Consider the following 26,636-nt stretch of genomic DNA (forward strand, 5'->3'; position numbering starts at 1 on the left):
CGGAGCGGCATTCGCATGACACTCATGAACTGGCTGACGGAAGTGTTCACCTGGTGGAACGGCCAGACGATCGGGACGCGCTTCTATACTTGGCGCTTTGGGAAGCCGGTCGGCGAGGATGAGCGCGGCAACCGATACTACCAGACGGCCGACGGCAAGCGACGTTGGGTGATCTACAATGGTCCGGCCGAGGCCAGTGCGATCGGTGCTGGCTGGCACGGCTGGATGCATCATCGCACCGACACGCCGCCGCCGAAGGACGGCTACACGCCGCATCCGTGGGAGCAGCCCCATTCGCCGAACCTCACCGGGACGGGTCTTGCCTATCGGCCGAAGGGCTCGCTGCTGAACACCGCAGAACGTCCCCGCGTAACCGGCGACTACGACGCTTGGCAGCCATAAGCATGCTTCGCCTGCCGGCAATCGCCGTTGCCGCGATGATTCTGGCCTGCGCGCCGGCCTCGGCCGAACGTGTCGCCAACCGCGTGGCGGTCTTCTCTGGCCTCGACAAGATCACCGGCAAGATCACGACATTCGACGTACAGGTCGACGAAACGGTTCAGTTCGGCGCCCTCCAGGTGACCCCGCGTGCCTGTTATACGCGAACGCAGGACGAGGCACCCAAGACCGATACGTTCGTGGAAGTCGACGAGATCACGCTGCAGCGTGAGATCCGGCGCATCTTCACGGGCTGGATGTTTGCGGACTCGCCCGGCCTCAACGCCGTCGAGCACTCGGTCTACGATGTCTGGCTCAAGGACTGCAAAACCGACGCGACGGTCCCGGCGCCGGCCGGGTAGAAATCGGCCGGTATCTCAATCGCGCGTGCCAATCGCTCGCGGTAGTCGGCACGGCGAATCTCAATAGCGCCGAAGCGTGCGAGATGATCGTTCTTGAACTGCGTGTCGAGAAGCGTGTAGCCGCCTCGTACGAGCCGGTCCCAAAGGAAGACAAGCGCGACTTTCGAAGCGTCCGTCGCGCGCGAGAACATGCTTTCGCCAAAGAAGGCGCCACCCAGACTGACACCGTAAAGGCCGCCCTCGAGGCGATCGCCGTTCCAGGCCTCCACGCTGTGTGCATGCCCGATCGCGTAAAGTCCGAGATAGAGACGCCGGATCTCGGCGTTGATCCACGTCTGCTCCCGCCCGGGAGCCGGTTCGGCGCAGGCGTCGACGACCGCCGCAAAAGCCCGATCGACGTGAACCTCGTAGCGGCCTTGCCGGATCGTCTTGACGAGCGAGCGAGGGACGTGAAGTCCGTCGAGAGGCAGGATGCCGCGCCGCTGCGGGTCCATCCAATGGATGAACGGGTCATGCGCGTTCTCGGCCATCGGGAAGATGCCGGCCGCGTAGGCGCGCAGGAGAAGCTGCGGCGTGATCTCGATCTCGCCGCCGCGCTTCGACATGGTCAGGCCGCCTTGGCGGCTGCCGCGAGGTACTGTTCCAGCCAGTGGATGTCGTAGTCGCCGCGCTGCATGTCCGGATTGTCGACGAGGTCCTGGAACAGGGGCAGGGTTGTCTTGACGCCGTCGACGATGATCTCGTCGAGGGCACGCCGCAGCCGCATCAGGCACTCGTTGCGGCTGCGACCATGGACGATGAGCTTGCCGATCAGGGAATCGTAGAATGGCGGGATCGTGTATCCCTGATAGACGCCGGAGTCGACGCGCACACCGAGGCCACCCGGGGCATGGTAGTAGCTGATCTGACCGGGCGAGGGCGCGAACGTACGCGGATCCTCCGCGTTGATGCGGCACTCGATCGCGTGACCCGAGAACTGCACATCGGATTGGGTGACGGAGAGGCCGAGTCCCGCCGCGACGCGGATCTGCTCGTGAACGAGGTCGAGGCCCGTGATCGCCTCGGTCACGGGATGCTCGACCTGCAGGCGCGTGTTCATTTCAATGAAATAGAACTCGCCGTTTTCGTACAGGAACTCGATCGTTCCGGCTCCGCGATAGCGAAGTTCCGCCATCGCATTGGCGCAGATCTCGCCGATGCGGCGCCGCTGCTCGTCGTCGAGGGCGGGTGAGCGAGCCTCCTCCCAGACCTTCTGGTGCCGACGCTGCAGTGAGCAGTCGCGCTCGCCGAGATGGACCGCCTTGCCCATGCCGTCGCCGAACACCTGCACCTCGATATGGCGAGGCTTGCCCAGATACTTCTCGAGGTAGACTGCATCGTCACCGAAGGCGGCACCAGCTTCCGAGCGCGCCGTGGCGAGGGCCAGCGAGAGGTCGGCCGCGGTGTGAGCGACCTTCATGCCTCGACCGCCACCACCTGCGGACGCCTTCACGAGGACCGGGAAGCCGATGTCGCGCGCGATCCGCATCGCCTCGTCGTCATCGGTGACGGCACCGGGCGATCCGGGAACGACCGGAATTCCGAGGCGCTGCGCGGTGCGCTTCGCCTCGATCTTGTCGCCCATGATGCGGATGTGATCGGCAGTCGGCCCGATGAAGGTGATGTTGTGCGCGTCGAGAATGTCGGCGAAGCGCGCGTTCTCGGACAGGAAGCCGTAGCCCGGATGGACGGCGTCCGCACCCGAGATCTCGCAGGCCGCGAGGATCGAAGGAATGTTGAGATAGCTGTCGCGGGCCGGTGGCGGACCGATGCAGACGCTCTCGTCGGCAAGGCGCACATGCATCGCGGCATTGTCGGCCGTGGAATGCACGGCGACCGTCGCGATCCCCAGCTCCTTGCAGGCGCGCAGGACGCGCAGCGCGATCTCGCCGCGGTTGGCGATCAGGACCTTGTTGAACATGGGCATCCTCGTATCGAAAAACGTCTCGGGTCAGGCGTTCGGCATCCGCCCTCGCCGTTAGCCGATGACGACGAGCGCCTCGCCGTACTCGACCGGCTGGCCGTTATCGACACAGATCCGCTTCACGGTTCCCGAGCGGGGAGCCGGGATCTGGTTCATAGTCTTCATCGCTTCGATGATCAGCAACGTTTCGCCCTCGGAAACAGTCTGCCCGACCTCGATGAACGGCTTCGCCCCCGGTGCAGATGCCAGATACACCGTACCGACCATGGGCGAGGGGACGGAGCCGACTTCCGGTCCAGCGCTCACCGGCGCCGGCGCTGCGGCCGGCTGCGCCGCGGCAGGCGCCTGGGGCGCCATCTGATGGGGAGCCGGCATGGTCATCGCGTAGCCGCCGGCCGCCACGTATTCCTTCTGCCGGGAGACGCGGATACGCAGGTCGCCCTGCTCGATCTCGATCTCCGTCAGGTCCGTATCGTTGAGGATGTCGGCCAGCTCTCGAACGAGCGAGCGGTCAACGGACGTATCCTTTTGCGACATGGTGTTCCTTCGGAAGATGTGTGGCGCGGGGGCCCGACGACGTGGGAGCGGTCTGGTATCACCAAAGGCGACATCTCAAACCTCGTTCGCGCGGGAAACGGCGCCCGCCCGCACTTGTTGCCCTATAGACCGCGTCGCCCTGCCCGAAAAGTCCCCGAGACGCAAGAGTTGCGTCTCAGCAGGTCGCCTTTCCGCATTGACGGACGTTGGCGATCCGCTTGGCGAGCGCGTCCGCACCGACAGCACCGGACACGAGTTCGCCCCCGACGACGTAGGTCGGCGTACCACTGATGCCGAGCGTGTCCAGAAGCTGAGCCGACTCCGCCAGAACGCTTGTGACCGCATCGCTCTGAAGCAGCGGCATCAACTGTTCGCGGGACACGTCGAACTCGGCGGCCACAGTCAGCGCGCGCTCCTGATCGACACGCTCCCGCGAGGCGAGCAACATCTTTTGATAGGCGGGATAGCGGTCGGGCGCGAGCGAGCGGAAGGCGAGGCTGACGCGCGTCGCCGCCTCCGAGTCCGGTCCGAGAACCGGAACTTCCTTCAAGACGACACGCAGCTGGGGATCCGTCGCGAGCAGAACCTCCATGTCGGCTGCAGCGCGTTTGCAGTAGCCGCAGTTGTAGTCGAAGAACTCGGTGATCGTGACGTCGCCTGCAGGATTGCCGACCGCAGTGCCCGCCGGTGTCGCCGTCAGCAGCTGCGAAACGGATGCGATGGCCGCACCGCGCGTTGCCTGAGCTTCGGCGGTGCGTTTGGCTTCCAGCGCATCGATGGCTTCCAGCAGCACCTCGGGGTGAGCCACGAGGTACTCGCGGACGATCTTCTCGATATCCCGCGTCTGCGCGTCGTCGAACGCCGCGGCGGGAAGCGTCGCGCTCGTGAGCGCTGCGGCAACAAGGGCGATAGTCGGTCTCATTTCCTAGCGATCTTCGTTGTGAGAATGTCCTGCGCCTGCAGCCATTGCGGCGAGTTCGGACGGAACTTACCCTGTGCGCGCGCGGCGAAGATCTTTGCCTGGCGGAAGTTGCCGGCCTGCCAATATCCCTCCGCGGTCGCCAGCTCCGCCGCACCGATCTCGCCCATCTTGCCGTAGGCCATGGCGAGGAATTCGTAGGCCGTGGAGTTGTTCGGGTCCGTTTGTAGGCCGCGTTCGATCTGCGCGACCGCTTCCGGCATGCGTTTTGGATTGCCGCCCGTCACGATGGCCTGGCCGACCGAGGCCTTCAGGAGGCCGGAGTTGGACCTGTCGAGCTTTTCGGCACGTGAGAAGGCCGCCGCCGCCTCCTCGGATCGTCCGGACGCCATGAGGACTTCGCCCCGAACCTCCTGAAACCAGGGATTGGCCCCGTCCTCGGCTATCAACCTGTCGATCTTGTCCAACGCCATGCGCGGCGAGCCGGCCAGATGCGTCGCGATCGCGTCGCCGTAGCGGGACGCCATTCCGAGCTGGTCGCGTGGGAACGCCCGGCGGACCTGCGTAGCGCCGCCATTGTAGGCAGCGATCTTCGCGCGAGCGAGATCGTGTCGCAGCTGAAGGGCGGGCGCGTCCTTCTTGCCGTAATAGGGGCTGGCCTTCGCCGCTTCCTGAAGCCGGCCCAGGCGCTCCTGCGGGGCGGGATGCGACGACAGATAGATGTTCGGCGTGACACCGCTCAGCATGTTCTGACGCATCAAGCCCTCGAAGCTGTCGAGGAGCCCCTTGGGCGACTGCTGCGTCTTCTCGAGATAAACGAGCGCGGAGCGATCTGCCGTGACCTCTTCGGTGCGCTGGTAGGCGAAGAGGCTGCGCTGCGCGATGCCGCCACCGCTCGTCATCAAACCGCCGCCCACGCCCGCGAGCGAACCCGATCCCGATGCCGCTCCTGCCGCCGCGACACCGGCTCCAAGCAGGCCGGCGACGACGGCGATGATCTGCGCGCGGGCGATCTGATCGCGCAACCGCTCCTGATGGCCTCCTGCTAAGTGACCGACCTCATGGGCGATGACGCCGATCGTCTCGTTCGGCGTTTCGGAGTTCAGGATCGTGCCCGTATTGATAAAGATCCGACGACCCGCCACGAAGGCGTTGAAGGCGAGGTCGTTGACGAGAACGATGTCGACACGACTTGGGGACAGGCCTGCCGCGCGCAGGATCGGGGTCGAATAATCCCGGATCAGGCTCTCGATCTCGGCATCGCGAACGATCGGCAGCCGCGTACGCCCAGCAGACTGCGCGCTGACAGGTACCGCCGTCGTCAGAGCGACTACGATGCCCAGCGTGGCGCTGAAGGCGCGTCGCGCCAATTCCCGCCATCCGATCGCCATTCCGGTCTTCCCCTCGCAGTCCACCCGATCCTATGTACCGCGATCGGCGCGCCGGTACGACCCGCTTGCCGCATTCCAATCCGGCGTTTGTGAGGCCCAATGGATCTGCCGTCTTCCGTTCGCGCATCGCGTCGTTCGAACGTCGATCCGTTCCGAGCGATGGATGTCATGGCCGAGGCGAACCGGATGCGAGCGGCCGGCCTCCCGGTCATATCATTGGCCGTCGGACAGCCCTCCGCATCGGTCCCGGAACGGGCCCTCGAAGCGACGCGCGCGTTCATGGATGCGGGCAAGATCGGCTACACGGACGCGTTGGGGCGCTCCTCCCTGCGGGAGCGCGTCGCGCGGCAGGCGCATGAAGCTTATGGCGTATCGCTTGCGGCCGACCGAATCATGATCACGACCGGGTCGTCAGCCGGCTTCAATCTGGCCTTTCTCGCCGCCTTCGATGCCGCCGACCGTGTGGCGATCGCGACACCGGGTTATCCGGCCTATCGCAATATCCTGCGTGCCCTCGGACTGAGACCGGTCGAGATTCCTGTCGATGCGTCCGATGGCTACCTGCTGACGGCGGAGAGGCTACTCAAAGAGCATCGGCGAGAACCCCTGCAGGGTGTTCTCATCGCCAGTCCCGCGAACCCGACCGGTACGGTAACGCCGCGGGCGGAGTTCGAACGCCTGATACGAGTCGCGGAACGAGAGCAGATCACATTCATCTCGGACGAGATCTACCACGGACTGGTGTTCGGCGAGCCGGCCGCGAGCGCACTCGAGTTCACCGACCGCGCCATCGTCGTCAACTCGTTCTCGAAGTACTATTGTATGACGGGATGGCGTGTCGGGTGGCTCGCGCTGCCGCCCGAACTCGTGCGCGTCGCCGAGCGTCTGGCGCAGAGCCTCTACATCTCACCGCCGGAACTGAGCCAGGTTGCGGCAGAGGCGGTGATGGACGCAACGGCGGAGCTCGACGCCATTCGCGACGTCTACGACTCCAATCGACGTCTGCTCGAGGCGGCACTGCCGCAGATCGGCTTCCGTGACATGGCTCCTGTCGATGGAGCCTTCTACGCGTATGCAGGGGTTCCGGACGGCGAGGGGGAAGCAACGGCCTTTGCCCGGCGCATCCTCGCCGAAACGCACGTGGCGATCACGCCCGGCACGGATTTCGATCCGGCTCGCGGCGAGGGTTTCGTGCGACTGTCCTACGCGGGTCACCCTACCGAGATCGCGACCGCCGTGGAGCGGTTGCGCCGCCATCTCGCCCGAGCCTGAATGCGAACGGGGCGCCCAGGGGCGCCCCGTTATTGATCTCAGAAGAAGGAGCGCTTGGCCCACCAACCGGTCCGCTTCGGCCGATCGGCTTCAGGCTCCGGCTCCTCACCGTTCGAGGTGATGCGCGGCCCTCGCGTGACGGAGTCGGCTTGGTCGTATGCGGCTTCGATCTCGCTCTCGACGATCTCGTTCGGAACGCTGGTTGCGTCCTCGACATCCGGATAGACCTCGTCGAGGGGGGGATTGCCGTCGACCAGGGCACCGGCTTCGGCGGTATCGGCGATCACCTCGTTCTCGTCCGGCGGAACGACCCGACTTGCGTCTTCCAGGTCCGATGCGCGAGCGCCGTCGAGATCCACGCCTTCGATAGCGTCAACGGCATCGGTCATCTCAGGCTCCGCCGATCGCTCGGCAACATCGCCGACCTCGACGGGGGCCACCGCCTCCGAGCCATCGTCCTCCGCAATCGCGTCATCGACGACGACTGGCAGGTCTTCGTCCGCCCCGGCACCACCTGCGATGTCCATGACCGGTGCGTCGTGGGCGCCATCCTCGCGGCTCCGCCGCCCACCACGGCGTCCCCGGCGCCGCCGTTTGCGATCGCGGCCCTCGGCGTCTTCGCCGCCAGCCTCGTCCGCTTCGCCGTCAACCTCGACGCTCGCGTCCGTCGCTTCCGCGGCGGCTTCGGTTTCCACACCTTCGCTTGCCGTGTCGGTATCGCCGTCGCCGTTGCGGCGACCGCCGCGCCGCCGCCGCCGGCGCCGGCGTCCGTTGCCCTCGTCGCGTCCGTTGGCTTCCAGCGTACCGGTCGCCTCGGGCGCCTCGTCGGCACTCTCTTCGTCGACGCCGGCCTCTTCGACGTCTTCGACCTCGTCCGCGACCACGGTGATCGGCTGGACAGGCTCGGGACGGGGACGTTTGACCGCCTCGGCGCCGTGCTCGATCGCGATATGCTGATGGCCGACACCTTCCACCGCCTGGAGGATGATGCGCACGCCATGGTGGCTCTCGAGGTCGTCGATCGTCGCGCGCTTCTCGTTCAGGACGTAGAGAGCGGTCGAGGTCGGAACCTTCACGATGACGTCGTGCGTGCCGTGCTTCTGGAGGTGCTCCTCAAGCGTGCGCAGCAGGTGCAGCGCCAGCGAAGACTCCGACCGGATGTAGCCGTTGCCCGCGCAAACAGGGCAGGGCTGCATCGTGGACTCAAGGACGCTGGCGCGGATGCGCTGACGGCTCATCTCCAGAAGGCCGAAATGCGAAATGCGACCGATCTGGATGCGCGCCCGGTCGTCCTTGAGGCACTCCTTCAAGCGCTTCTCGACGTTCCGGTTGTTGCGCTTCTCCTCCATGTCGATGAAGTCGATCACGATCAGACCCGCGAGATCGCGCAGGCGAAGCTGACGCGCCACTTCCTCGGCTGCCTCCAGATTGGTCTGGTAGGCCGTGTCTTCCACGGAATGCTCGCGCGTCGATCGTCCGGAGTTGACGTCGATGGCGACCAGCGCCTCGGTCTGATTGATGATGATGTAACCGCCCGACTTCAGCGTCACGCTCGGCTGGACCATCTTGTCGAGTTGCGCCTCGATGCCCGAGCGCGCGAAGATCGGAACGAGCTCGCGGTATGGCTGGACGACCTTTGCCTGACTCGGCATCAGCATCCGCATGAAGTCCTTGGCCTCGCGGTAGCCGCCATCACCGGCAACCAGGACCTGATCGATATCCTTGTTGTAGAGGTCGCGGATGGAGCGCTTGATGAGCGAGCCTTCCTCGTAGACGAGCGCAGGTGCCGAGGACTGGAGCGTCAGCGTGCGCACCGTCTCCCACAGACGCATCAGATACTCGTAGTCGCGCTTGATCTCGGGCTTCGTGCGGTTGGCGCCGGCCGTACGCAGGATGATGCCCATGCCGCGCGGCACTTCGAGGTCGCGCACGAGATCCTTGAGACGCTTGCGGTCCGCCGCGTTCGTGATCTTGCGCGAGATGCCGCCGCCACGGGCCGTGTTCGGCATAAGGACGGAATAGCGACCCGCCAGCGACAGGTAGGTGGTGAGTGCTGCACCCTTGTTGCCGCGCTCCTCCTTCACGACCTGCACGAGCAGGATCTGGCGGCGCTTGATGACCTCCTGGATCTTGTACTGCTTGCGCGGCGGACGGCTCGGACGGGTCGGAACCTCTTCCATCGCGTCCTCGGAGCCGATCTCGTCGACCTGCTCGGCGTCGTCACCCGACGTCGCCTCCGCTTCGGACGTCTCGCCGCGACGCCCGCCCCGACGACGACGGCCGGACGAGCGGCGTGTCGAACGGGCTTCCGTTTCGGGCGTCTCGTCACCCTCAGCCGACACCGCTTCGACCGCAGCCTCGCCCTCGTCGGCGGCAACCTCTTCGTCGGCCGCTGCGGCTACGATCTCCGCGACACTCTCACCGGCCACAGCAGGATCCGTGGCGTCGGGCGTCGTCGTCGTTGGCGCGGCCGGCTCGTCATCGCCGTCGTCGGCCAGGTCACCCGGACCTGCGCCGCCCAGTTCCTCGACATCGTCGTCCTCGACGATCTCCTGCGCACCGCCGTCCTCGGAGTCGGCATCGTCGACGATCTCGGAAACCGAGTCGTCCTCGGGCGTGTCCGTTGCGGCCTTCGCCTCGCTACCCCGATTGCGACGGCCTCCGCGACCGCGACCGGCAGAGCGTGCGGGCTTGGGTTCGTCGTCTTCTTCCTCCTCTCGCGCCCGTGCGAGCTCATCTTCGAGAAGGGCCTGCCGATCGGCCACCGGGATCTGGTAGTAGTCCGGATGGATCTCGCTGAAGGCCAGGAAACCGTGGCGGTTGCCACCGTATTCGACGAACGCCGCCTGCAGCGACGGCTCGACGCGGATCACCTTGGCGAGATAGATATTCCCCTTGAGCTGCTTCTTGTGCTCGGACTCGAAGTCGAACTCCTCGACCCGGTTACCCTTGACGACGACGACCCGGGTTTCCTCCGGATGCGACGCATCGATCAGCATCTTGTTTGCCATGACATCTCAACTCCGGGACCCTGGCCGCTCCGGAACGTCCGACCATGACGGTCGGCTGAAAGGTCTGGATGGACGGGTCCGCAGGGGTGGCCCGGCTGCAAACGTCGTCGGCTTCCCTCAACGCAAGCTGCAATCCGGTCGGATGTGGCAGTCTTGACGAAGGGAAAGGGTATGCCGATGACACGCGCGGGCGACCTGCAACACATGATGGTCGCTTCAAACGACCGATGGAATCGCGCGGGTCGTTCACGAAGCGAGCGATCGCGCGAGCGTTCCGTCCGGGCGCTCGGAGGCCCGGTCGAAGTGGAATCTGCCGAGGTTTCCTGCGATCTAGGATGCCACGTTACGAAACCGGCGGAACCTGTCGGATCGGATGCTTTCGCATCCCGCCCGGGGATCGCCAGAACGCGTCGCGACGACGCAAGTGCCTCGATTCCGCTTTTATGATGTGCAAGCCCGCTAAACAAGTGCAACGCTTCGACATGAGGCAGATCATCGGTCCGGTTGTTTTTCGAACAGCCGCCCGTCTCGCTGCCATGTTCGTGCTATTTTTCGTCCTCGTCGCAGCGACGAACGCGCAGGAGACGACCCCGACCGTCGTGACCGCTGTCCGCTTGAACGGCGACGGTGGGCAAGCGATCCTCGAGGTCGATACTCGCGGGCCGGCGCGTCCGCATCTGACCCTCCTGCGAAAGCCATACCGGATCGCTCTGGATCTGGCGGACACCGTCTCGGCTGCAAAGCTGCCCGAGCCAACCGGCCGCATCGTCAACTCGCTACGGCAGGGTCTGGCCGGTGCCGATCGCTACCGCCTGCTTCTTTCGCTCTCGGACTCGGTGCGGCCGCGGATGGAGGTGCAGCGCGACGGCGACCGCGCTACCGTAAAGCTTGAGCTTGCGCCTGCACCGGAGAGCGCCTTCGTGTGGAGCGATGGCGGAAAGGCTCCGACGGTGCAGGCCGCGGTCCCGCCCCTCGTGGCGCCACGTCGCTTCACGGTTGTCATCGATGCAGGTCATGGGGGTGTCGATCGGGGCGCGACCGGCGAAGGGGGGACGGAGGAGAAGGCCATCAATCTCGCATTCGCGATGGCGTTGCGCGAGGTGCTCGGCGCCGAAAAGGACGTCACGACCATTCTCACCCGAACCGACGATACGTTCATTCCCCTCAACGAGCGCAGCGCTATCGCTCGTCGCGCGCATGCGGACCTTTTCATCTCGCTCCATGCGGACTCGATTCGGTACAAGGACCTGCGCGGGGCGACCGTCTACACCCTGTCGGATCGGGCATCCGACGCGCTTTCGAGCGAGATTGCGGAATCCGAGAACGCGGCCGACCGCTTCGCCGGATCCGAATGGGATCAGGACGCTCCGGAAATTCACGACATTCTCGTCGACCTCGTGCGGCGCGAAACGGAGAATCTGACCGAACGCTTCGCGACCCATCTCGTGGACGACATGCGCAAAGCCGGTGTGCGCCTGATTAACAACCCGAAGCGGTCCGCGGGCTTCCGTGTGCTGCGTGCACCGGACGTGCCGTCGGTTCTGCTCGAGATCGGCTACCTGTCGAACAAGGATGAGGAGAAACTACTCCTCTCCTCGGACTGGCAGCGTCGCTTCGCCGAGATCCTGGCTAAGGCCGTGACGGACTCGTTGCGCGAGCGTCGCGGCTGACCGATCGGGGAAGCGTGGCTTCGTTGCAACAAACGCGCGTCGCTTCAGCCTCGCAACATGTGTCCGCCTCATTTAGAAAGCATGGCAAGCAGGTGCTCGAGAGCGCCTTTCGATCCGGCTCCTCGTTCGCCCAGGGCGCAAGAACGTGTGCCGCTACGGAGACGTCATGATCAGATTCCTCGGATACCTCTTCGGAATCGGAACGGTGTTCGCGCTGATCGCGGCGGGCGGCGTCGCTTGGTACGTGGCCAGCATGAGCCAGGATCTTCCCGACTATCAGGTCCTTGCCAACTACGAGCCGCCGGTCACGACGCGCATTCACGCGTCCGATGGCTCGCTGATGGCCGAATACGCTAAGGAGCGGCGGCTCTATCTGCCGATCCAAGCGATACCCCAGCGCATCAAGGACGCTTTCCTCTCCGCCGAAGACAAGAATTTCTACAACCACCCTGGCGTCGACGTCGAAGGCGTTGCCCGTGCAGCACTTCTTTATGCGCGTGGCGGGCCCATGCAGGGTGGCTCGACGATCACGCAACAGGTCGCCAAGAACTTCCTCCTGACGAACGAGCGCTCGATGGAGCGTAAGATCAAGGAAGCGATCCTGTCGCTGCGCATCGAGCAGGCGTACTCCAAGGATCATATCCTCGAACTTTACCTGAACGAGATCTACCTCGGGCTTGGTTCCTACGGAGTGGCAGCCGCCTCGCTCGCCTACTTCGACAAGTCCGTGAACGAACTGACGATCGACGAGGCCGCGTATCTCGCCGCGCTTCCCAAGGCGCCGGAGAACTACAACCCGTTCCGTGATCCGGACGAGGCCATTGGCCGGCGGAACTGGGTTATCCAACGGATGGCCGAGAACGGTGTGATCTCGAACGACGATGCCGCGGAGGCTCAGGCGCGTCCGCTTGGCGTCAATCCGCGGCCGAGCGGCACGTATATCGCGTCCGCCGAGTACTTCACCGAGGAAGTGCGTCGCGACATCATCAACCGTTATGGCGTGAAGGAACTCTACGAGGGCGGTCTGTCGATCCGCACGACGCTGGATCCGAAGATGCAGCTCGAGGCGCGCTCCTCGCTGCAGCACGCGCTGGTCAGCTACGATCAGAACCAGGGATATCGCGGACCTGTCGCCACGGTCGATCCGGGCAGCGACTGGGGCAAGGCGGTTGGCGAGGTTGCGCCGCTGTCGGACGTGCCGGAATGGCGGCTGGCGATCGTTCTGTCGGCGGACAGCGGTTCTGCGAGTATCGGCCTCCAGCCACGCCGCGAGGCTTCGGGCCGGCTCGGTGCCGATCGCGATATCAGCGCGATCGATCTCGCGGACATGAAATGGGCCCTGCGACAGGCTCGTGCCGGTCGATCGGGTTCGGCGCGGGGCGTCGATGGCGTCCTGGAGCGCGGCGACGTCGTCTATGTCGAAAAGAAGACCGACGGTTCGGGGTATCGCCTACGACAGCCGCCGAAGGTGCAGGGTGCGCTGGTCGCCATGGATCCGCATACGGGCCGCGTCATGGCGCTGGTCGGCGGCTTTTCCTACGCACAGTCGGAATTCAACCGGGCGACGCAGGCGTATCGCCAGCCGGGGTCATCCTTCAAGCCGATCGTCTATGCGGCGGCACTCGACAACGGCTACACGCCGGCCTCCGTGATCATGGACGCGCCGATCTCGATTCCGGACGGCACCGGTGGCGTTTGGGAGCCGAAGAACTACGGCGGAGAGGTCGCCGGACCGTCGACGCTTCGTCTCGGCATCGAGAAGAGCCGTAACCTCATGACCGTGCGCCTCGCCAAGGACATGGGCATGGATCTCGTCGCGCAGTATGCCGAGCGCTTCGGCGTCTACGACAAGCTGGCACCTTACCTGCCGATGTCGCTCGGCTCGGGCGAGACGACGGTCATGCGCATGGTCTCGGCGTACTCGGTGATGGCCAACGGCGGTCGCTCGATCGAGCCTTCCCTGATCGATCGTATCCAGGATCGCTACGGTCGGACGGTCTACAAGCACGACAACCGGGCCTGCGAGACCTGCAACGTGACGGGCTGGTCGAACCAGGACGAGCCGACGCTGGTCGACGAGCGCCAGCAAGTTCTCGACCCGATGACCGCATACCAGATCACGTCCATGATGGAGGGTGTCGTGCAACGCGGCACGGCTACCATCGTCAAGGAGCTTGGCGTGCCGACCGCCGGCAAGACCGGCACGACGAACGATGAAAAGGACGCCTGGTTCATCGGCTACACGCCCGATCTCGTGACCGGCGTATACCTGGGATACGACAACCCGCAGCCGCTCGGCCACGGCCGGACCGGCGGTGGCTTCGCGGCACCGGTCTTCGTCGAGTTCATGCAGCAGGCGATCGCCGGCAAGCCCGTCGCGGACTTCCGCATCCCGGAGGGCATGACGCAGATCTCGGTCGATCGGAAGACCGGCATGGCCAGCAAGGGCAACGGGTCGATCCTCGAAGCGTTCAAGCCGGGTACGGGTCCGTCCGATACCTACGAGGTCATCGGCGACGACAGCTATGGCGGTGCGACCGCCCAGGCGATCTCGCCGGAAGCCAACGAGGCTATCGTTTCCGGAGCGGGCGGACTCTTCTGAACGTCCTTCGGGCTGCCGCGCCCGCTTTACAGCGCGGCGGCCCCTCCCTATGGTCCGCCGCATCTTCCCGACCCTTCGTGATACCGAGCGAGGCCGACGGCATGCGCGCCGAAATTGAATCCATCGTCGACGAGATCCAGCAGGCCGTAAGCCTGCTGAGGAGGCATCTTTGACTGGGATCAGTCCGTCCGTGAACTCGATCGGCTGAACTCGGCCGCTGAAGATCCCTCGATCTGGAACGATCCGGCCGAAGCGCAGAAGCTCATGAAGGAGCGGCAGCGCCTCGAATCCGCGATCGGAGGCATCCGCGATCTAGAGACCCAACTCGCTGACAACGTCGAACTCATCGCGATGGGCGAAGAGGAAGGCGACCAGTCGATCGTCGATGACGCCGAGCGTGCGGTTCGCGGACTGAAGGCGCAGGTCGCTGAACGACAGGTCGAGGCTCTCCTGTCCGGAGAGGCCGATGGCAACGACACCTACCTCGAAATTCACTCGGGCGCCGGTGGGACCGAAAGCCAGGATTGGGCGTCGATGCTCATGCGCATGTACATGCGTTGGGGCGAGCGCTCGAAGATGAAGGTCGAGGTGCTGGAGCAGCATTCCGGCGAAGAGGCCGGCATCAAGTCCGCGACGATCCTCATCAAAGGGCACAACGCCTACGGCAAGCTCAAGGTCGAGTCCGGCGTTCACCGGCTTGTCCGCATCTCGCCCTACGACAGCGCGGCGCGGCGGCACACCTCGTTCGCTTCGATCTGGGTCTATCCGGTCGTCGACGACTCGATCGACATTCAGGTCAACGAGTCCGATTGCCGTATCGATACGTATCGTGCGTCGGGCGCAGGTGGCCAGCACGTCAACACGACCGACTCGGCGGTGCGAATCACGCACATCCCGACCGGCATCGTGGTGGCCTGTCAGCAGGAGCGTTCGCAGCACAAAAACCGTGCGACAGCGTGGAATATGCTACGCGCGCGGCTCTACGAGGCTGAGCTCGAGCGACGCGAGGCGGCGGCAAACGCCGAGGCCGCGTCCAAGTCCGACATCGGCTGGGGCCACCAGATCCGGTCCTACGTTCTGCAGCCGTATCAGATGGTGAAGGACCTTCGCACCGGCATGCAGGAGACGACCCCGAGCGACGTGCTCGACGGCAAGATCGATCCGTTCATCGAGGCGGCGCTGGCCCAGCGTGTGTTCGGTGGCGCGGTCGAGGTCGCCGATATCGATTGACGGAGCGTGTCCGCCGGCTGGCCTGCCCGACTAGAGAGCCGCCAGCCGGCGACCCGCCTTGATCCAGCGATCCGGATTGACCGGTTCCTCGTGTGAGCGGACTTCGTAGTGGAGGTGAGCACCGGTGCTGCGGCCGGTCGAGCCGACGGCGCCGATAGTGCTCGTGGTCGTCACCTGATCGCCGACGGCGACGGCGATCCTCGACATGTGCCCATAGCGCGTGGACAAGCCATCGCCGTGGTCCACCTCGACCATCAGGCCGTAACCGCCCGCGTAGCCGGCTGAAACAACGCGCCCGGGTGCGGTCGGACGGATCGCCGTGCCGGTCTGCGCTGCGAAGTCGATTCCGGTATGATAGGCCGGCTCGCGCAGGAACGGGTCCGTTCGAGAACCGAAGCCAGACGTCATCCGCGCGCCCGGCAAGGGATCCGCCAACGGAAGGCGATCGGTGCGTCGCCGCAACCTGTCCAAGAGATCGAGCGACTGCTGCAGCTCCTCGAGGCTTTGGGAGAAGGTGTCCTCGACGCTCGACCCGACGAACGGCCCACCGCTTGCCTCGGACGGCTCGGGCGCATCGACGCCGATCGAACCGAGGAGGTCCGAGATGCGGTCGGCCTTCGTGTCGGCCTCGCGCGTCAGACTGGCGATCTGGGTCTCCTGCTGTTCCGCGAAATAGTCGACCGACTGCCGTATGGTCGGAAGAAGCTCGTCCGAAAGATGTGTCATCGCCGTCGGATCATCGCGCGAGACATTCAGGGAGAAGGGTTGGCTCAGGTCCTGGAGCTTCGTGGACCTCTCCGGCTGCGGAACTGCCTCGTCGCGATGCATAGCCGAAGGAACCAGGCCGGCGTCCCGTGCCTGTTGCAGGAGCGGACCAAGACGCTCGAAGCGCGCTGTGATCTCCGCCTGCTGTTTCAGCAGAGCGTCCACCCGCTCAGCGACCGCAGTCCGGTCGACAGCTTGCCGCGTGGTCAGGCGATCGAGCTGCCGCCTGAGTTCGGCAATCCGCTCCTCATAGGCCGAGGCCGTATGGGCATCCCGTGTCTGCACGGCCTCCAGGACCGGTCCGCCCATCAGAAGAATCGATCCGACTCCGGCAGCACCGACGAGTGTGGCCAAGGCGGTGGTTCCCAGGCTCAGGGCGACCCAGGGGCGGACGGTCCAATGCCGGACCTTCTCGCCGCGTGCGATGACGATCGTATGGGGCAGGGAACGCTGCCCGAACATCTCCTGCCGAGACACCTTGGCCATCTCCAACCATCCGGTGGCGCCGAAGGATCGGTCCTATCGACCGGATGATTCATGCCTGATCAAGGTTAATGCCGTGTTGCCAACCCGAAGTCGCGTCAGGATGAAACCGGTGACAAGGACCGGTAGAAGGTCGGTGTCAGACCGGCCTCCGCTCGTGCTCGGTCGTTGAAGGGCGGTTTGATCTCGCCGCGAAAACACTGTCGCACCAGTTCCTGGAAGCGGCGTGCGGGATCGATTCGATCGCGGGCGCACAGGAAGCGAAACCATTTCGCCCCGATCGCGACATGCTTCTTCTCGTCCTCGTAGATGATCTCGAGGATCGCCGCCGTATCGCCATCGCCAACATCCCGCAGCTTCACGAGAAGCGATGGCGTGACGTCCAGCCCTCGGGCTTCCAGAATGAGCGGCACGACTGCGAGTCTCGCCGTCAGGTCATCCGCCGTGACGCCGACAGCCTGCCAAAGGCCATCGTGGGCCGGCATGGCGCCATAGCTCGAACCCAGCGCTTCCAGACGTCGGCTCAAGAGGCCGAAATGCTTCGCTTCTTCCATCGCGACCGTCATCCAGCCGTCGAAGAACGTGCGGGGGACAGTTTGCGTGGCGAAGCGCGCAACGATGTCGAGCGCGAGGTCGATCGCGTTCAACTCGATATGTGCAAGCGCATGGATCATCGCGATACGACCATCCAGTGTGTGCACCGAACGCTTCGGCACGAGCCTCGGCGCAACCAGCACGGGTCGATCGGGTCGCCCTGGGCGATCCGGCAGAACGGGGTCGGACGGGCTGGATAAGCCGAGCGTCCTGGCAAACCAGCGTTCACCGGCGCGAAGCGTCAAATCGCGCTTTAAGGCGAGGTCCGGCGTGGCAAGCGCGGCGATCGCCTGTCCACGCAGCGTGGTGGGCGTCAGCTCAGCCATCGTGGCCCAGATGTCGGCGGGACACGTCGAGAACCTCGGCGGCATGCCCGTTGGCCTTCACCTTCGGCCACAGGTGGGCAATCCGCCCTTCGGCATCCACGAGAGCAGTCGTGCGCTCGACGCCCATGTACGTGCGGCCGTACATGCTCTTCTCGACCCAGACCCCGAAGTCCTGAAGCAACGTCTTGTCCACATCCGACAGCAACCGGACCTTCAGTCCGTGCTTGTCTCGAAACTTGCAATGCTGCCGGCCGTCGTCGGGAGACACGCCGAACACCGGAACGCCGAGCGTTGCGAACTCCCGATCGAGTGCGGTGAACTCGATGGCTTCCAGCGTGCAGCCGGACGTGTCGTCCTTCGGATAGAAATACAGAACGTAGGGCCGGCCACGCAGGCTGTCGCTGCTGACGCGGACGCCATCGGCATCGGGCAGGTCGAAGCGGGGACAGGGTTCGCCGACGCTTGGGGTTGCCATGGAGCCATCCTTTCGGCCAATTGCTCGAGCAGAGACACCGCGTCCGGCGGACGCGACGACCGGCGACCCCATAACACGCATCGACACGCGCGCGTCATCCCGTTCGAGCGGCGATGCGAGCCTGCCGACCCGACGAACGAGGTCAAGCATGAAGCTGGGGCGCCGCCGCGGAATGGAACGTCCTTGTTGACGCGTCTTGCTCGCATCGTCGGCGGTATTGTCAGCTTTTTGTTTCTTGGCCTCGTGCTGATCGCTGGCGGCGTCGCCCTGCTTTTTGGCACGAGCACCGGCCAGGACTTCGTTCGCGAACAGACGATCAGTGCGCTCGGTCGTCTGCTGGGGCCTGCTTACGAGGCCTCTCTCGGCGAGCAAAGCTTCGAGTTTCGCGAGGATGGGACGCTGGCGATCAGTTGGTCGGGCGTCCGTCTGCAGCGGCGCGACGAGGTCAACCGGGCCGGCGACGTCCGGCGCGTCTCAGTCGGCCTCCGACTTCTGCCCCTTGCTGGAGGGCGACTGGAGTTCGGTCGCCTCGAGATCGACGGCGCGCGGATCGATCTCACCGCGTTCGGTGAACCGCCGGCACGTTCGTCCGAGCGGGCCAGCGATGCGGTGTCCACTGCCGCCGCCCATTCGGTCGTGGGACGCAGTGCGGAAAGCGTGATCCGAACATTCGAGAGGCAGCTACAAGCCCTCCAGGCCTTCCATTTCGATACGGTGGAGTTCCGCGATATCGTCGTCGAGGGTGTCTCCGGTCTCCCTGGTGACTTGCGCTTGCGGTCGGCCGAACTGCACCGTGATATCGACGGTTCGCTGCAACTGGCCACGGATCTGCAGGTGGGCGCTCTGCCCGTGCATCTGGCCGGCAGTGCCTTGTTCGGCACAGACGATCAACGGCTGCGGGCCATGTCCCTACGCTCGAGCCCGATCGCCGTGGGAGATTTCGCGCCGCCGGCATCCGAGGACGACGTCTTCGACGAGCGTCCTTTCGGAAGCGATGCCGCGGTTTGGATGGACGTATCGCTACGTCGCGACACGCGTTCCGACGTCCCGGTTCTTTCCGCCGGTTTCCACTCCGGGCCGGGCGCCATTCAGGTCGGCCTAAATCATACGCGCGTCGAGTCGGCCGATTTGATGATGGAGTATCGCGGCGGCGAGGATCGGCTGACGATTGTCCGAAGCCCGATGCGGTTCCGCGACGTGAGCTTCGATCTGCAGGGTGAAGTCGCACCGGTTCGCGAAGCGGATGGCCAAACCGACCCCGACCGGCTCGGGGTACGGATCGGTTCGGACGAAATCCTGTCGAAGGTCGGCGGAAGCGGAGAGGCGCGCCGGGCCAGCCTCTGGATCGCGGGCGAAGCGACGCCGTCGACGGGTGCGGCGACGGCCAACGAGATGGTGTTGCGGACAGGATCAGGCATGCTGGCCGGATCTGCGTCGCGCGCAACCGGGGGTCCCGACGCGCTCAACGTGCTGAAGCTGGCGGGAACGTCCCTTTCCGCGCGTGACGTCAAGGCCTTTTGGCCGTTTCTGATCTCGGGGCGTGCACGCGATTGGGTTCTGCGACACGTCGGCGACGATGGTACGGTCCCCGATGCATCGATATCGCTCGAGGTTCGGGAGGATCGGCTCGGGGTCGCCTTCAAGCCCGAGAACCAGCCGACCGACCGTGAGTTGAGCGTCGACGTCTCGTTAGAGAGCGTCGACAGCGCGACGACCGGAAGCCTGCCGCGGATCGTGGGAGCGCAGGGCAGTCTTCAAGTCCGTGGTTCGACGACGACGGTCGATGTCAGCGAAGCCGACGTCGAAGGTTTCAACGACGTACGGATCGCGCCTTCCCGGGTGACCATGAGTAAACCGACCGAAGGCGACAAGCGCGATCTGATGGTCGCGCTTGAACTCGATGCATCCGGGCCACTGAACCAGCTTTTGACGATCGCCAACGCCGAACCCATCCACGCGCTGCGCTCGGTCGAGTTCGACGCGACGAAAGCGACCGGGTCGGGCCGTGGCCAAGTCGGTGCCAATCTGCGTCTTGGCCGCTACGTCGCGCGGAAGGATCAGGTACTCGACTGGACGGTATCGGCCGAGTTGCAGGACGCGAGTCCCGGTCAGCCGATCCAAGGGCAACGCATCGAACATCTTACCGGGCCGGTCGACATCAAACCTGGACAGCTCGATGCGAAGTTGCAGGGTGACGTTGCGGGTCTGCCCGCCGACCTCGTGGTTCATCTGCCCTTCGGCGACCAGCCTGTCGGTGATCGCAAGGTCGCTCTCGATCTTGCCGTGCCGGCAAAGCGCGTTGCGGACCTCGTACCGGCGCTGTCAGACGTCCTGGAAGGTGATCTCAGGGCCGCCGTCGATGTCGGCCAGAACGGGATTGTCGCCGACATCGATCTTCGGCGCGCAGGGATCGATCTGCCATCCATCGCGTGGAAGAAAGGACCCGGTGTTCCGGCAAGTCTCAGGCTTTCGGTCGCTCAAGACGGGGACCAGACGCGATTGCGGAACATCGCCTTGACGGGTGAAGGGTTTTCCGCGACCGGGGAGGCGGTCGTCGACGCCGATGGCTTGCGTTCGGCGAAGCTCAAGGACGTCGCCCTCAATCCCGGCGACGACGTGTCGGTCGATGTCGAGCGTCAGCGCGGCGGCCTTGCGGTACGGGTCGCGGGCGATCGGTTCGATGCTCGACCGATCCTGGCCGAGTTGCGCAACAGTATCGGAGGCGACGATACGAAGCGGCCAGGCGGCGGCACGTTCGACGTGGCGGCGGACGTCGAAACGCTGACCGGCTTCAACGGTCGCTCGATCTCGAACTTCACGCTGAACTATGCGAGCGCGAAAGGCCGGATGGCGGCTTTGGCATTCACGGGCGAGACGAATGGCGGCGGTACGCTGCGTGGCGACCTTTCGCCTCGACCTAGCGGTCGCTCGATGCGCATCAGCTCGAACGACACGGGTGCGATGCTCGCCTTCTCCGGCCTCTATGGGCACATGGAAGGCGGCCAGGCCGTGTTGGAGCTCGTTGGCGATCCCGATGCCGGCTATCAAGGCGCCTTGCAGATCCGCAACTTCACCTTGGTCGACGAGCCCCGGTTGTCGCGTATCGTCGGGTCATCGCCTCAGCCCGGAACGCAAAGTCTTTCCGAGGCTGTCGGGCAGGAGTTGCGGACCGAACGCGCCTTCTTCGATCAGGCTTCGGCTCGAATGGCTTATGGCAACAAGACGCTGCAAGTCGCAGACGGGATCGTTCGCGGCCCCGTCTTCGGATCGAGCTTTGCGGGCACGCTCTACGACCCGCGCGGTCGCATCGACATCACGGGGTCGTTCATGCCGGCCTACGGGATCAACCGCATCTTCGGTGCGATTCCCCTCATCGGCCAGATTCTCGGCAACGGCAACGAAGGCGGCTTGATCGGCATCACCTATCGCCTGAGCGGGGCCTTTGCTTCTCCCACGCTCGTCGTGAATCCCATCTCCGCAATCGCGCCAGGAATCTTTCGCTCGATCTTCGCCTTCCAGTAGGGCGGCCGTCGCGCCGGGAGCGCGGTCAGTCTCCCGCTCGGAGGAGGACGTGGCGCTTCTTGCCGAGCGAGAGTTTGGCAACGCCGTCGCTGAGCGCATCGGAATCCACGAGAGCCCGGTCGTCGGTTACCGGTCGGTCGTTGACCCGCACAGCCCCGCCGGCAACGTGTCGGCGCGCTTCGCCGTTCGAAGACGCCAGGCCGGCCCGCACCAGTAGCGACAGGATACCGACGCCCGACTGGAGGTCACCGTGCGAGATCTCGATGGTCGGAAGACTTTGGGCGAGCGCACCATCCTCGAACGTCGTGCGCGCCGTCTCGGCTGCCGCGTCCGCCGCTGTGCGACCGTGAACGATGGCCGTCGCTTCGGTGGCGAGGATCTTCTTCGCCTCGTTGATCTCGGAGCCGCCAAGAGCCGCAAGCTTGGCGATCTCATCCAAGGGCAGTCGGGTAAAGATCTTCAGGAAGCGCCCGACGTCGGCGTCCTCCGTGTTCCGCCAGTACTGCCAGAAATCGTAGGGCGAGAAGAGATCGCCATTCAGCCAGACCGCGCCTGACGCGGACTTGCCCATCTTCTCGCCACTCGATTTGGTGAGCAGCGGAGTGGTCAGTGCATAGAGTTGCGGACCGCCCATCCGGTGGCTGAGATCGACTCCGTTGATGATGTTGCCCCATTGGTCGGAGCCGCCCATCTGGAGGACCGTCCCGTAGCGACGGTTCAGCTCGGTGAAGTCGTAGCCCTGCATGATCATGTAGTTGAATTCGAGGAACGAGAGCGACTGCTCCCGGTCCAGTCGCAGCTTCACAGAGTCAAAGCTGAGCATGCGGTTGACCGAGAAATGCCGGCCGACGTCGCGCAGGAATTCGACGTAGTTCAGCTTCAGAAGCCAGTCGGCATTGTTCACCATGATGGCCGGGTTTGGGCCATCGTAGCGCAGGATGTTGCCGAAGACGCGCTGGATGCCGTCGATGTTGGTCTGGATCTGCCCGCGCGTCAGCATCCCACGCTGCGAGTCTCGGAACGAGGGGTCGCCCACCATCGACGTGCCGCCGCCCATCAGACTGATCGCCTGATGACCCGTTTCCTGAAGCCAATAGAGCATGGTGACGGTGATGAGGTTGCCGATGTGGATCGACGTCGCCGTTGCGTCGTAACCCACATAGCCGGTGATCGGACCTTTGCACGCCAGCGCATCGAGGCCCTCCGGATCGGAGACCTGATGGATGAAGCCGCGCTCGTCGAGCACGCGCAGGAAGTCGGACTTGAATCGGCTCATGGGGCGTTTCGCTGCTGTTCGGTCGGCGGCAGGATGCTGACGATGGCTACTTCAGACGCTTGGGGCGGGCGTCCGTCAGCTCGCCAGCGAGGCGGCGATCGAGATACTCGGCACATTCCGCCAGCAACTCGTCAGTCTGTCCCTGGAAGAAGTGATTGGCCCCTTCGAGGGTCTTCTGTGTGATGAGGATGCCCTTCTGCGTCTTCAGCTTGTCCACGAGACCCTGAACGTCCTTGGGGGGCGCCACGCGATCCTTGTCGCCGTGAATGATCAGACCGGACGACGGGCAGGGCGCCAGGAACGAGAAGTCATAGGAGTTCGGTTGGGGTGCGATCGACAGGAAACCCTCGATCTCCGGTCGGCGCATCAGAAGCTGCATGCCGATCCAGGCGCCGAACGAATAGCCGGCGACCCAGCAGTGCTTGGAATCGGGATGGAGCGCCTGGATCCAGTCGAGCGCGGCGGCTGCGTCCGAGAGCTCGCCTGAGCCGTGATCGAACTCACCCTGACTGCGGCCGATCCCGCGGAAGTTGAAGCGAAGCGTCGTGAAGCCTCGTTCGACGAACATGTAGAAGAGCTGATAGACGATCTGGTTGTTCATCGTTCCGCCGAAGCGGGGATGTGGGTGCAGCACGATCGCGATCGGAGCGTTCTTCTCCTTAGCCGCCTGGTAGCGTCCTTCGAGACGACCAGCGGGTCCGTTGAAGATGACTTCGGGCATGGCTTCACCTCGTCGACAGCCGGCGCGAACCCCGAAGGATGCGCGCCTTGACGGAGCGGGAGCGTCTCCGTAAGGTCCAAATTAGAATGATTAAAAACTACATGTGTCCCGCAAGCGCGCTATGTAGTCCGTGGGTCCCGGCGAATACAACGTTTTTCGCGCTGCCTGCGGCGCACCCCAACGGTTGAAGCTCGAATCATGACGGATCGCGCCTCGCGCATCTATCTCGATCACAATGCTTCCGCACCGCTGCGCGCGTGCGCACGCGATGCCATGTTTGCGGCTGCCGACCTCACCGGAAATCCATCGTCCGTGCATGGCGAGGGGAGGGCGGCGCGAAGCGTGCTCGAATCCTCACGTAAGACGCTGGCCGACAATCTGGATGTGGCGCCCGAGCGCGTGGTGCTGACGAGCGGTGCCACCGAGGGAGCCGCAACGCTCCTGATGCCTCTCTGGATGAAGAGCGCCGGCGAGGTACGCTACGAGCGCTTGGCCGTGCTCGATGTCGATCACCCCGCGTTGCGGGAGGGTGGCCGATTCCACCGTGACCAGTTCGACCGTCTGCCCGTGAGCGCGGACGGGCAGTGCGACCTTGCGTCGTTGGTGGAGTGGTTGTCGGAGGGGCGAGACCGATTGGTCGCGGTCGCCGCCGCGAACGGAGAAACCGGCGTCACGCAGGACGTCGCAGCCGTCGCCGACCAGGTTCATTCGGCAGGCGGGCGACTGATCGTCGACGCATCACAGATCGTCGGTCGTTTGCCTTTGGCGGCGTTTGCGAAGCCGGCGGATGCTCTGATCCTCTCGTCCCATAAAGTGGGCGGTCCTCAGGGTATCGGTGCGATCGTGCTTCCAGAGGACGGTCTGTGTCCCATGCCCTTGATGACGGGCGGGGCTCAGGAAACGCGGCGGCGAGCCGGTACGCCGTCGCCAATGTTGGCGGCAGGTTTTGCCGCTGCGTTCAAAGCCGCGGCGGCGGAGGTCTCGTGCGTCGACAGCATGGCCGTGTTGCGCGATGAATTCGAGGCGGCGCTCTTGGCTCGGACATCAGCGTTGATCATTGGACGAAATGCGCCGCGTCTGCCTCAGACGACAGCTTTCCAGCTGCCGGGCCAGCGTGCCGAAACGGTGCAGATCGCTGCGGATCTCGCGGGTATTGCGATTTCATCCGGATCGGCATGCCAATCCGGAAAGGTCGGGCGTAGCGTGGCGGTCGAAGCGATGCGAGCCGGTGGCGCTTCGGTGGATCCGGATCTCGGACTGGTCCGCATGAGCTTCGGTGCGATGACAACCTCTGCGGACTTGTCGCGTCTTATTGAGGTCGTTGCCGGCTTGTATGAGCGCTCTCGAAAACCCATGCACCGCGCTGCTTGAATGCAGCTGCGGTAAACTGGTCCGGGGCCTTCAACTTTTGGCTTCGAGCCCCCATTTCTAGCCGCGCGTCCAGAAGCTATACGCTGGGCCGCAGACTCGGCCGCCGCACCTCGTTGTCAGCCGGCGCGTATGGAGACGAGCTTATGCCCGCAGTTCAGGAGACGATCGACCAGGTTCGCCGAATCGATGTCGACCAGTACAAGTACGGTTTCGAGACGCTGATCGAGATGGATGTCGCCCCGAAGGGGCTCGATACCGACACGATCCGCTTCATCTCGGCCAAGAAGGGCGAGCCCGAATGGATGCTGGAATGGCGGCTGGCCGCCTTCGAGCGCTGGCAGACCATGGAGAGCCCATCCTGGGCGCGCCTCGATTACCCACCGATCGACTTTCAGGACATTCACTACTACGCGGCGCCCAAGTCCATGAGCGGCCCGAAGTCGCTCGACGAGGTCGATCCCGAGATCCTGCGCACGTATGAGAAGCTCGGCATTCCGCTCAAGGAGCAGGAGATCCTAGCCGGCGTACGCAAGCCCGACGAACCGTCCGAGTTCGGTTCGGATGACGATTCCGGTGTCCCGGGCTCCGAAGGGTCCTACGGCGGTCGCGTCGCGGTGGACGCCGTGTTCGATTCCGTTTCTGTTGCGACGACCTTCAAGAAGGAGCTGCAGAAGGCCGGCGTGATCTTCATGCCGATCTCCGAGGCGATCCGTGAGCATCCGGACCTCGTTCGCCAGTATCTTGGCACCGTCGTTCCGGTATCGGACAACTTCTTCGCGACTATGAACTCTGCGGTCTTCACGGACGGGTCCTTCGTCTATGTGCCGCCGGGCGTCCGCTGCCCGATGGAGCTGTCGACCTACTTCCGTATCAACGAGCGTAACACCGGACAGTTCGAGCGCACGCTGATCATCGCCGACAAGGGTTCCTACGTCTCGTATCTCGAGGGCTGCACCGCGCCCCAGCGCGACGAGAACCAGTTGCACGCGGCCGTCGTCGAGCTTGTCGCGTTGGACGATGCGGAGATCAAGTATTCCACAGTCCAGAACTGGTACCCGGGCGACAAGGACGGCAAGGGCGGTATCTACAACTTCGTCACCAAGCGCGGCGACTGTCGGGGTGCGAACTCGCGCATTTCCTGGACGCAGGTCGAGACCGGCTCCGCCATCACATGGAAGTACCCGAGCTGCATCCTGCGCGGCGACGGCTCGCGCGGCGAGTTCTATTCGATCGCGGTATCCAATGGCCGGCAGCAGATCGACTCCGGCACCAAGATGATCCACATCGGCAAGAACACGTCGAGCCGCATCATCTCGAAGGGTATCTCGGCCGGGCATTCGAACAACACCTACCGTGGTCAGGTCACCGCGCAGCGCAAGGCGGCCAACGCGCGCAACTTCACGCAGTGCGACTCCCTGCTGATCGGCGAGGACTGCGGCGCGCACACCGTGCCGTACATCGAGGCCAAGAACGCCTCGGCCCAGTTCGAGCACGAGGCCACGACCTCGAAGATCTCCGAGGACCAGCTGTTCTACTGCATGCAGCGCGGTATCCCGGAGGAGGAAGCCGTCGCGTTGATCGTCAACGGCTTCGTCAAGGACGTCATCCAGCAGCTCCCGATGGAGTTCGCCGTCGAAGCGCAGAAGCTGATCGGCATCTCGCTCGAGGGCAGCGTCGGCTGATCGCCGGCGCCTCATCCCTTTTTCGT

Annotated in this window: 21 protein-coding genes; 9 read left to right on the forward strand and 12 right to left on the reverse strand. The window is 64.5% G+C overall.

The genetic code is table 11. From position 1 onward, the window contains the following. The first annotated feature begins 24 nt into the window (after nt 1–24). Together BLQ76_RS19325 and BLQ76_RS19330 are read left to right on the forward strand one after the other, a co-directional pair. A complete protein-coding gene (locus tag BLQ76_RS19325) occupies nt 25–402 on the forward strand; it encodes an NADH:ubiquinone oxidoreductase subunit NDUFA12 (protein WP_090676764.1) in 378 nt (125 codons plus the stop codon). Nucleotides 403–404: 2 nt separating this feature from the next. Continuing rightward, nucleotides 405–800 carry a DUF2155 domain-containing protein gene (locus BLQ76_RS19330; RefSeq protein ID WP_170842682.1) on the forward strand — a complete coding sequence of 132 codons (396 nt, stop codon included), beginning with the start codon at nt 405–407 and terminating at the stop codon, nt 798–800. Here the strand turns inward: BLQ76_RS19330 and aat are convergent. From aat to BLQ76_RS19355, 5 genes are all read right to left on the reverse strand, one after another. Beyond that, on the reverse strand, nt 740–1,405 hold the full coding sequence (aat, locus tag BLQ76_RS19335; protein ID WP_090676695.1) for a leucyl/phenylalanyl-tRNA--protein transferase: 666 nt from the start codon (nt 1,403–1,405) through the stop codon (nt 740–742). The genes BLQ76_RS19330 and aat overlap by 61 nt on opposite strands. Nucleotides 1,406–1,407: 2 nt before the next feature. Beyond that, nucleotides 1,408–2,760 carry an acetyl-CoA carboxylase biotin carboxylase subunit gene (gene accC / locus BLQ76_RS19340; RefSeq protein ID WP_090676767.1) on the reverse strand — a complete coding sequence of 451 codons (1,353 nt, stop codon included), beginning with the start codon at nt 2,758–2,760 and terminating at the stop codon, nt 1,408–1,410. Between the two features lie 57 nt (nt 2,761–2,817). Beyond that, nucleotides 2,818–3,300, reverse strand: coding sequence for an acetyl-CoA carboxylase biotin carboxyl carrier protein (gene accB / locus BLQ76_RS19345; RefSeq protein WP_090676697.1), 483 nt, complete (start codon nt 3,298–3,300; stop codon nt 2,818–2,820). A 175-nt stretch (nt 3,301–3,475) separates the two neighbouring features. Next, complete coding sequence (locus tag BLQ76_RS19350; RefSeq protein WP_090676698.1) at nt 3,476–4,222, reverse strand: DsbA family protein; 747 nt, start codon at nt 4,220–4,222, stop codon at nt 3,476–3,478. Continuing rightward, nucleotides 4,219–5,610 (reverse strand): M48 family metalloprotease, encoded by a 1,392-nt coding sequence (locus tag BLQ76_RS19355; RefSeq protein WP_090676700.1) that lies wholly within the window; start codon nt 5,608–5,610, stop codon nt 4,219–4,221. The genes BLQ76_RS19350 and BLQ76_RS19355 overlap by 4 nt, the downstream gene beginning before the upstream one ends. A gap of 168 nt (nt 5,611–5,778) precedes the next feature. On the opposite strand from BLQ76_RS19355, the gene BLQ76_RS19360 reads away from it, so the two are divergent. Continuing rightward, nucleotides 5,779–6,882: a pyridoxal phosphate-dependent aminotransferase gene (locus BLQ76_RS19360; RefSeq protein ID WP_244519734.1), complete on the forward strand. Its 1,104-nt coding sequence runs from the start codon at nt 5,779–5,781 to the stop codon at nt 6,880–6,882. A gap of 38 nt (nt 6,883–6,920) precedes the next feature. On the opposite strand, the gene BLQ76_RS19365 is transcribed toward BLQ76_RS19360, so the two are convergent. Then, entirely contained in the window at nt 6,921–9,893 is a 2,973-nt protein-coding gene (locus BLQ76_RS19365) for an Rne/Rng family ribonuclease (protein ID WP_090676703.1), read from the reverse strand. Between the two features lie 68 nt (nt 9,894–9,961). Here BLQ76_RS19365 and BLQ76_RS19370 point away from each other — a divergent pair, with 68 nt between their 5' ends. The 3 genes from BLQ76_RS19370 to prfB all read left to right on the forward strand — a co-directional run bounded on the left by BLQ76_RS19370 (nt 9,962) and on the right by prfB (nt 15,395). Next, complete coding sequence (locus BLQ76_RS19370) at nt 9,962–11,563, forward strand: N-acetylmuramoyl-L-alanine amidase (protein ID WP_244519735.1); 1,602 nt, start codon at nt 9,962–9,964, stop codon at nt 11,561–11,563. 166 nt (nt 11,564–11,729) lie between these two features. After that, complete coding sequence (locus tag BLQ76_RS19375) at nt 11,730–14,165, forward strand: penicillin-binding protein 1A (RefSeq protein ID WP_090676706.1); 2,436 nt, start codon at nt 11,730–11,732, stop codon at nt 14,163–14,165. A gap of 101 nt (nt 14,166–14,266) precedes the next feature. Continuing rightward, nucleotides 14,267–15,395 (forward strand): peptide chain release factor 2 gene (gene prfB, locus BLQ76_RS19385; RefSeq protein WP_139184071.1). Its coding sequence is split into 2 segments (ribosomal slippage): nt 14,267–14,335 and nt 14,337–15,395, totalling 1,128 coding nucleotides; the frame shifts between segments, so codons are not numbered across the junction. A gap of 30 nt (nt 15,396–15,425) precedes the next feature. Here prfB and BLQ76_RS19390 read toward each other — a convergent pair. The 4 genes from BLQ76_RS19390 to BLQ76_RS22280 form a co-directional block, all read right to left on the reverse strand. After that, the gene (locus tag BLQ76_RS19390; RefSeq protein ID WP_090676710.1) at nt 15,426–16,646 is read right to left on the reverse strand and encodes a M23 family metallopeptidase; all 1,221 of its coding nucleotides are present in this window, start codon (nt 16,644–16,646) and stop codon (nt 15,426–15,428) included. A 95-nt stretch (nt 16,647–16,741) separates the two neighbouring features. Next, nucleotides 16,742–17,563, reverse strand: coding sequence for a ferritin-like domain-containing protein (locus BLQ76_RS19395; RefSeq protein ID WP_090676712.1), 822 nt, complete (start codon nt 17,561–17,563; stop codon nt 16,742–16,744). Continuing rightward, nucleotides 17,556–18,038: a peroxiredoxin gene (locus BLQ76_RS19400; RefSeq protein WP_090676713.1), complete on the reverse strand. Its 483-nt coding sequence runs from the start codon at nt 18,036–18,038 to the stop codon at nt 17,556–17,558. The genes BLQ76_RS19395 and BLQ76_RS19400 overlap by 8 nt, the downstream gene beginning before the upstream one ends. 681 nt (nt 18,039–18,719) lie before the next feature. Then, nucleotides 18,720–18,929 carry a hypothetical protein gene (locus BLQ76_RS22280; RefSeq protein ID WP_170842679.1) on the reverse strand — a complete coding sequence of 70 codons (210 nt, stop codon included), beginning with the start codon at nt 18,927–18,929 and terminating at the stop codon, nt 18,720–18,722. A gap of 780 nt (nt 18,930–19,709) precedes the next feature. On the opposite strand from BLQ76_RS22280, the gene BLQ76_RS22285 reads away from it, so the two are divergent. Next, nucleotides 19,710–21,560: an AsmA-like C-terminal region-containing protein gene (locus BLQ76_RS22285; RefSeq protein ID WP_170842680.1), complete on the forward strand. Its 1,851-nt coding sequence runs from the start codon at nt 19,710–19,712 to the stop codon at nt 21,558–21,560. Between the two features lie 25 nt (nt 21,561–21,585). Here the strand turns inward: BLQ76_RS22285 and tyrS are convergent, their stop codons facing one another. Continuing rightward, on the reverse strand, nt 21,586–22,836 hold the full coding sequence (gene tyrS / locus BLQ76_RS19410; RefSeq protein ID WP_090676716.1) for a tyrosine--tRNA ligase: 1,251 nt from the start codon (nt 22,834–22,836) through the stop codon (nt 21,586–21,588). Nucleotides 22,837–22,882: 46 nt separating this feature from the next. Continuing rightward, a complete protein-coding gene (locus tag BLQ76_RS19415; RefSeq protein ID WP_090676718.1) occupies nt 22,883–23,557 on the reverse strand; it encodes an alpha/beta hydrolase in 675 nt (224 codons plus the stop codon). A gap of 198 nt (nt 23,558–23,755) precedes the next feature. Between BLQ76_RS19415 and BLQ76_RS19420 the strand changes: the two genes are divergently transcribed. Together BLQ76_RS19420 and sufB are read left to right on the forward strand one after the other, a co-directional pair. Next, nucleotides 23,756–24,928, forward strand: a complete 1,173-nt coding sequence (locus tag BLQ76_RS19420; RefSeq protein ID WP_090676719.1) for a cysteine desulfurase family protein — start codon at nt 23,756–23,758, stop codon at nt 24,926–24,928. Nucleotides 24,929–25,071: 143 nt separating this feature from the next. Continuing rightward, nucleotides 25,072–26,610 carry a Fe-S cluster assembly protein SufB gene (sufB, locus tag BLQ76_RS19425; protein ID WP_090676721.1) on the forward strand — a complete coding sequence of 513 codons (1,539 nt, stop codon included), beginning with the start codon at nt 25,072–25,074 and terminating at the stop codon, nt 26,608–26,610. The last annotated feature ends 26 nt before the right edge of the window (nt 26,611–26,636 follow it).

It is taken from the genome of Aureimonas jatrophae, from assembly GCF_900104035.1.
In the GTDB taxonomy this organism is placed as follows: domain Bacteria; phylum Pseudomonadota; class Alphaproteobacteria; order Rhizobiales; family Rhizobiaceae; genus Aureimonas; species Aureimonas jatrophae.